Source organism: Clostridia bacterium (genome assembly GCA_017410375.1).
In the GTDB taxonomy this organism is placed as follows: domain Bacteria; phylum Bacillota; class Clostridia; order RGIG6154; family RGIG6154; genus RGIG6154.
The window spans coordinates 1-8,163 of sequence record JAFQQW010000018.1 but is presented as its reverse complement, the minus strand read 5'-3'; the positions used below and the strand labels follow the sequence as shown (position 1 = coordinate 8,163).

Below are 8,163 nucleotides of genomic sequence, written 5' to 3'. Positions count from 1 at the left end.
TCGAGGATTCCGCTCCATTGCTTGCTTTTTGTCAATTTGAACTCTACCGTACCTCTGTACGCCGACGAATTCAAATTGACAAAATATAACTTCCTTTTTCGCACTCTGACAGCGTGTCGATAGGTTTATCGACACGCTGAAAAAGGAACTGAGCTTTCACTCAGTTCCTTTTTTTATTAATCCATGGGCGAGAATTCTGCCACAATTTCGTATTGAGAATCGTCAAACACCGTGCCGTCGGGGTTCTTTAAGCCCACCACATCGCTGGGGGCAACCACCACGGTGATGTTGCCGTCGGTGCGGAGCTGGTTGCCGGTTACAACACTGTCTAACACGCGCACATCTTTCGGGTCTGACTTATTAGTATAGGTCGCTTTAACCTTGATGCCAATCAGCATTCCGTCTGTAATTTCCTCAAAGGGGAACACATCGGGCGGAACGATATATCTCCAGCTGTTGGCACCTCTGCCCTTGGTCTGGATGGTGTAGGTAACAGGCTTAAATTCCAGCTTGCCTGCACCGCCTGCGTCATTCATGGGTCTGAATTCTGCCACAACATCGTACTTGGAATCGTCGAACAGCGAGCCGTCGGGGTTTTTCAGATTCACTTCATCGGTTGCCGCAATGGAGAGGGTGATGTTACCATCCGAACGGAATTGGTTATCGGTAATTTCGCTGTCTAACACGCGTACATCGGTCGGGTCGGATTTGTTCACATAGGTTGCTTTCACCTTAATGCCCTTTAACATACCGTCGGTGATTTCTTCAAAGGGGAACAAATCGGGCGGAATAATGTATCTCCAGTTGTTCGCACCTCTGCCCTTGGTCTGGAGGGTATAGGTAATGGGTTCAAATTCCAATGCCACGGGGCCGTAATTGCCACCTTCTTTATAGGTGGGATTCATAACTGATTTCAGTAAACCTTCGCCGCGGCTTTCTACCGTGCCGTCGGTCTTGGTTACAGACAGCTTGTAGTTAAACTGTTTTGTCACATCATCCACCTTGATTAAAAATTCAAAGGGATACTGAGAGGTGGTTACGGTTTGTTCTTTACCGTCGCCAATGCTGTAGGTCATGGTTAAGGATTTTACGTCTGCTGCAGAGCCGGGGTTGCCGGTTGCTTTCTTATAAGCTTCCATGACGTCTGCACCCATATCGGTTACATAAACGTATGCATAGTAGTTGTCACCCGACATCTGTAATGCGTATGCTCTGCCGTTTACATGTTCATAAACGGTTGCACCGATGTCTGCGCCGGTTACTTCATAGTTGATGTTTGCGTAAGAGGGCTTCTTTACGCCGGGGATGTTCAGCTTAACTGCCATTAAGCCCTGCTTGGGAAGGGTTACGGTGAACGCACCGTTTGTAACCTCAATCGTGCCTGCCTTGCCGTTTTCATCATACAGGGTTGCTGTACCGCTGTAGGATGCACCACCCGGCACTTTATCGCCTAAAGTGATGGTGGTGGTAAGGTCTGCATGCTCTTCGTTCATGAGCGCCAAGCCTAAAACGCCATCTTTTTTAGCTGCAATCCAGTCTACCTGAATGGAGTCGGGATTGATGATACCTTCGTCAATCCACAGCCACATATCGTTTTCGTCATAGAATTTGCCCGGCTCGTGACCGTACTGGTTGGAGTTAAAGTATGCATAACCCTGCTGACGGAGTGACGGGAAGTGAATGTTTGTGTTCGACCATGCAAATGCCTGGTTGATTAAGAATTCTTCCAGCATTGCAAGGTACGGCGGAATATGATGCCAGTACATACCGGTTTCATCGGGACCGTATCTGCCGTAGTCGGTTTCCTGGTCATAGGTCATGAAGTTGGAACGGTAGTAACCTGCATAGGTGCTGAATCTGCCAATCATGGCATTTCTTGCGATGGTTGCATAGTAGTCGTTGCCGGTATAGCCTGCAAGCTTCATGAAATCACCTACAAACGACTGCATAATAATGTGCTTACCGCCCTTGAAGGTGGACGCCTGTTCAATACCTAAGCCTACTCTTGAAGGCACCCAGCCCTCTACCTGCTTATGAAGGTTGGAAATAATCTTGTTGCTTTCGGTCGCTTCTTCCACGGTCAAGCCACCGAGACGTCTGTGCAATGCACCCTCCCAGTTGCTCTGCGGATTATCGTATGTGGGATTTTCGCCTACAATTTCATTTACATCGTTTACCCAGAACGGGTCTGTTTTTCTTGTGCCGTCCACACCGGGTACCCAAAGACCTGTAGACATCCATTGTGCCACATATTCTGCGGCATCTAAATATTTCTTATCTTTGGTCACTTCATAAATGTCAATCAAAGATGCAAGGTTGGGATAATAAGAAATATAAATGAATTTTTCCCAGTTAGGAAGCTCTGTATCTTCTGCATACACTTCTTCAGCCAGATATTTGTCTGCTTTCTGAATTGCAGTGTCCAAATATTTCTGTTCGCCGGTATATTTGTACATGGAAAGGTCGTTGGCAAAGGATGCGATAGAGCCGTAGGAATTGGTTACCTCGGTCTGTCCCTTTTCAATGGTATATTCATGCAGGAACGGAATCGCACCGTGGGTCATTTCATACATACCGCCCATTACGTTTGCATTAAAGCCTGCGATGGGTGTGCCAATCGGGTCAGGGCCTGTCTTTTGTGCCCAGTAGGTACCGCCGCCTACGATACCGGTACGGTTAAAGTGAATTTCTTTTCTTGTAAGGGTGTTTGCTAAGGTCGGAATGGTTCTTCTTTCCAGCATATCCGCATCCTCAGTGAGCAGGTAATCCTGCAGAGCCTGCATGGAGTTACCGGTAGAGGTTACGTGCTTACCCTCGATGTTGTAATGTGCTTTATCAATGGGATCCCAACCACCGAATTCGTCGTCCGTCATAAGGTCACGGGTGTTGAAAATCGCCTGGTTTAAGGATACGCTGTAGTTCTTTCTGTAGTCGGTTACGTCAAACAGATTGGTTACCACATTTTCGTAGTTTTCAAACCAGTCCGAAACCTCGCTGACTACGCGGTACTGCATGTTATAGGTATCGCCTGCCGCCATTTTGGAGTCTTCGTTACCCATAATGGGGGCAAACAGACCGCCCTGGGGCATGTTGTTCTGACCCTTAACGGTCATACCGAACAGGCTCATGTCTCTTTTTACCCAACGCACCGGAATCCAGCCGGGTTCAGCCACAACACCTTTTGTAACCGCTTTTTGTGTATATTTGTTATTTTCGTAAAGGGTGTAGGTGCCCATGGGGGTAAACAGATACATTTCGCTCAAAAGCTCAGGATTTTCCGGAATTCTCTTATACTGGTATCTGAAGGGCGCCAGCACATATTCCACATCGTCTACATCTAATTCGTCGCCTTCAAAGGCACCGATGGAATAGTAGCCGTCCTTGGCAAAGGTCATGTCTACCGAAACCTTTGCAGAAGTGTTGTCATCTAAGGTCCAGGTTGCGGTCATTGTACCATATTCGTTTGCAGGGAAGTACAAAGTCACCTTATTACCGTCTGCAATATAGTCATCGGGCACCATCCACAGACCTGCACCTGCGGTGTAGGGGTTGGAGGTCATAACCGCATCGTTTTTACCCTTGTAGCTGTATTCAGCCTGCAGAACGAGCAGATTCTGGGATTCCTCTACGGAAGCCTTGTTTGCGTGCATCACCAGATAGCCGAGCTGTTCTTCTCTGCCGTTGGTTTTCACCCAGGCACCGTCTACCTTATTATAGATTTCGTTCTGTACAACCTGACCTTTAGAGGTAGGCACTTTATAGAACACAACTTTCGTGTGCTCGTTTTCAATGGAATAAGAATCGGTAGGTACAGCCTGCTCTCTTGCATACTGCGGGAATTTACCTGTTGCTGCCAGTGCATCCTTTACATAAGGAAATGCGGTCTGCAGCATGCCGTCATAGCTTTCGGCAGGAATGTATTCCAAATCCTCTGTAATTAAAACAGAGTCGCATCTTGCATAGAAGCCGGAAGTGTCATACAGATAGAACTTATGCTCGCCTGCTTTAAACTGCACAGGGCCTGCAAGCACCCACTGGAAGCCTTCTGCGCCGTGGGTACCAAATTTTTGTTCAAGCATAGGATTGCTGTCAAAACCAATCTGGAAGAAACGGGAACCCGGTTTGTTTGCCGCATAGTCTCTTGCACGCACCCAAACATTATAGGTACCGTCTTTTGTCAAAGAGAAAGGTGCCATAGCAGGCTTGGTGTTGGAAGCATCCGCATCCTCTTCGGTTGCACCCAAACCACCGGGGGTAGTACCATACAAACCCTGGGTAGTGAGTGTACCGTCAATACCTGTAATGGTCCAGGTACCTACTTCTGTGAAGGATTTGGTGGTAAGGAAAACCGTTTCCTTCGGAATCATCGCATAGATAAATACGGTATTGCTGTCGCCGTCCCATTCAACGTCTGCATCCAAAGCTTCGGATACAAAGCGGAGCGGAACTAAAGTTCTGTCGTTTACCACAACGGCAGGCTGGTCTAAGCTTTGACCCTGACCGTTTACCATCGCGATATTTTCACCGATGGGCAGGTCAATTTTCACACCGTTACGGTTGCCCGATGCGGTCTGGGTATCGTCGTTCCAGCTAACGGTACAGCCAAGTGCTTCAAAAATCGCTCTGAACGGCACCATGGTACGGTCGTTCATCAGCGTAGGTTCTACATCAAACTGCATCCATTCGTCATTGAACTTTACAGCAATTTCGGAAGCAGGTCTGCCGATTAGCTTATCCTCTTTTACAATTTCAACCTTGGAAGCATCAAACAGATAATTGTTTTGCAGGTTGTTTAGCGCATCTTCGGTGTTTTCGGGGATAAAATCAGGGTCATTGGTAACCAAAATCATGTCAAAACGGGCATGCGAGCTGTTTTTCACAAAGGACATGGTATGCTCGCCCGCCTTGATTCTGGGACTTGTTCTCTTTTCCCAGGCATAGCCTTCGGTTTTGTGGGTTGCATAGGTACCCATCTTTTCCCCGTCTACTTCAATATCAAAGGTACGGCTTGCAGGCTTATTGGTTGCATAATCACGGGAATGGGCATAAACAAAATAATACCCATCCTTCGGAACTTTAAAGCTTACATTTGCCTTTTCTCCCGAGCCCTTGGCATGCATAACCGTCGGGCGGAAGCTGTTTTGGGTGTCGGTACTGTCAATCCAGTAACCCTTGTCGGTAATCAGGTCGGGGGAGATTACATAATAGGTGTAACCCTCTCTGAAAACCATGTTGGTTTTGGTCGGCTGCGGTAAATCTGCCGCCGCAAATGCGGTAAAAGGCAGAATGCTCAGCACAAGCACCAGACACAGTAAAAGTGCAATACTTCTTTTCATGTGTTTCATCCTTTCCTTTTTATAAACTATTGCCTGATTCTACTATAACACATCCGGATGCATTTTTATAGTAAATCAGTACCTTTTTCTTGTAAAAAAATTTCAAGTTGGATAAAAAAATAATTATTTTAAAAAAATATTAAAAACATTTGACTATTCGGGAAATTTGTGGTATTATATAATGTAAATAAATTTTTTGGAGGTTTTATCATGAGCAGAGTGTATAATTTTTCGGCAGGTCCGTCCATGCTCCCCGAAGCAGTATTAAAGACCGCCGCAGATGAAATGTTGGATTATAACGGTAGCGGTATGAGCGTTATGGAAATGAGCCACCGCAGTGCCGTTTATGATGAAATCATCAAGGAAGCAGAACAGAATCTGCGTAAGCTGATGAGCATTCCCGATAACTACAAGGTTCTTTTCCTGCAGGGCGGTGCTTCCACCCAGTTTGCAGCAGTTCCCTTAAACCTTTTAAAGAACGGCAAGGCAGATTATGTTGTGTCCGGTCAGTTCTCCAAAAAGGCATATGAAGAAGGTCAGAAGTACGGCGATGCAAAGTGCATTGCAAGCTCTAAGGACAGAATCTTCGCTTACATACCTACAATCACCCCCGATATGGTTCGTGAAGATGCAGACTATGTACATGTTTGCTACAACAACACCATTTTCGGTACCAAATATCCTGAAGTTCCGAACATCGGTGATAAGGTTTTGGTTGCAGACATGTCCTCCTGCATTATTTCCGAACCGGTTGACGTAACCAAGTTCGGTGTTATCTATGCAGGTGCACAGAAGAACATGGCGCCCGCAGGTCTTACCGTTGTCATCGTAAGAGAAGACCTTTTGGGTTCTGCAAGAGAAGATATCCCCACCATGCTCAACTGGCAGGTAATGGCAGATAACGATTCTATGTACAACACACCTCCCTGCTATGCAATTTATGTTGCAGGTTTGGTTTATAAATGGATTTTAGGTCTTGGCGGCTTAGAAGAAATGAAGAAGATTAACGAAAAGAAAGCAGCGATTCTTTACGATTACTTAGATTCTTCCAAACTCTTTAAGCCCTGCGCTGACAAAGAATTCCGTTCCATGATGAACGTTACCTTTGTAACAGGCAACGAAGATTTAGACAAGAAATTCTGCAAAGAAGCAGACGCTGCCGGCTTTAAAAACCTTAAGGGTCACAGAAGTGTTGGCGGTATGAGAGCAAGCATTTACAATGCAATGCCCACAGAAGGCGTTGAAGCTTTGGTTGCTTTCATGAAGAAATTTGAAGAAGAAAACGCGTAAGTTTTTTTAGAAAAGAGGCAATTTCAAATGTATAACATTTTAACTTTAAACAAAATTGCAAAGGTTGGTCTTGACAAGTTTGATGCAAACTACAACATTTCCGACGATTGCAAAAATCCTGAAGGTATTATCCTTCGCAGCTTTGCCATGCATGACATGGAAGTTCCGGAATCCTTGCTCGCAGTAGGCCGTGCAGGTGCAGGTACCAACAACATCCCGTCCGATGATTATAAGGAAAAGGGTATTGTTGTGTTCAACACCCCCGGTGCAAACGCAAATGCGGTTAAGGAACTGGCAATTGCAGGCTTGTTCATGGCTTCCCGCGATATTGCAGGTGCCATTGACTGGGCAAAAACCTTAAAGCCCGAAGGCGATGCGGTTGAAAAGCTGGTTGAAAAAGGAAAAAGTGCTTTCGCAGGCTGTGAAATTCAGGGCAAAACCCTGGGTGTTATCGGCTTGGGTGCCATTGGTGTTATGGTTGCAAACGCAGCTAAAAGCCTCGGCATGACCGTTTTGGGTTATGACCCCTACATTTCTGTAGATGCGGCTTGGCATTTGTCCCGTTCTATCGTGCATGTAACCGATATCAACGAAATTTATGCAAACAGTGATTACATCACCTTGCATTTGCCCTTGTTGCCGACCACAACAAAGATGGTTGCAAAAGACCAGTTCGATATTATGAAAGACGGCGTTCGTATCTTAAACTTCTCCAGAAATAAGCTTGTGGACAATGAAGCAATGCTTGCTGCTTTGGAAAGCGGTAAGGTTGCAAAATATGTAACCGACTTCCCGGATGCTTCTTTGTTGGATGTTAAAAATGTTGTTGCAATTCCGCATCTTGGTGCTTCCACCGAAGAATCGGAAGATAACTGTGCAGTTATGGCTTGTGCGCAGGTTAAGGATTATTTGGAAAACGGTAACATTGTAAATTCCGTGAACTATCCCAACTGCTCTATGCCCCGTTCTTCTGATGTTCGTGTATGCGTATTGCATAAAAACGTTCCGAACATGATCAGCCAGATTACCACCGCTTTTGCCAATGCAAACATCAACATTGCAAACATGATCAGCCAGAACAAGGGTGATTATGCTTACACCATTTTGGATGTTGATTCTGCGGCAGACGGCGTTAAGGCTTCTTTGGAAGCAATTGATGGTGTTGTTCGCGTTCGTGTTCTGTAATTTGCTCCAAGACAAGAACTTATTTATCACAAGCTCGCATTTTCTGCGAGCTTGTTCTTTTTTTGTTCTGTCTTGTCGCTTTCGCCAAAAGTTTACAAGTAATACTTTTGGCGAGTGGCACGCTTCGCGTGCCTTTTTCTTTTAAAATTTGTTGCCATACAAATTTGTAGGGGATATTCGTGAACTGCCCCTACACTATCGACCCAAAGTTTTGCGAAGAATCCCCTACACAGATGATAAAAAGGGGCTGTAAATTTATTACAGCCCTTTTTTAGGGAATAGGAAAAAATGTTTGGAATGGACAAACTGAGCCCAAACCGCGTTGCATCGCGGTTTGGGGTTACCAGAAGGC

At 45.7% G+C, this 8,163-nt stretch carries 3 protein-coding genes; 2 read left to right on the top strand and 1 reads right to left on the bottom strand.

Annotation, left to right across the window (positions count from 1 at the left end; translation table 11 throughout):
* Positions 1-176 precede the first annotated feature (176 nt).
* On the bottom strand, positions 177-5,336 hold the full coding sequence (locus tag IJE10_02730) for a hypothetical protein (GenBank protein ID MBQ2967022.1): 5,160 nt from the start codon (positions 5,334-5,336) through the stop codon (positions 177-179).
* A gap of 210 nt (positions 5,337-5,546) precedes the next feature.
* Between IJE10_02730 and serC the strand changes: the two genes are divergently transcribed.
* Positions 5,547-6,626, top strand: coding sequence for a 3-phosphoserine/phosphohydroxythreonine transaminase (gene serC / locus IJE10_02725; protein ID MBQ2967021.1), 1,080 nt, complete (start codon positions 5,547-5,549; stop codon positions 6,624-6,626).
* Positions 6,627-6,653: 27 nt separating this feature from the next.
* Positions 6,654-7,811, top strand: a complete 1,158-nt coding sequence (locus IJE10_02720) for a phosphoglycerate dehydrogenase (protein MBQ2967020.1) — start codon at positions 6,654-6,656, stop codon at positions 7,809-7,811.
* Positions 7,812-8,163 lie beyond the last annotated feature (352 nt).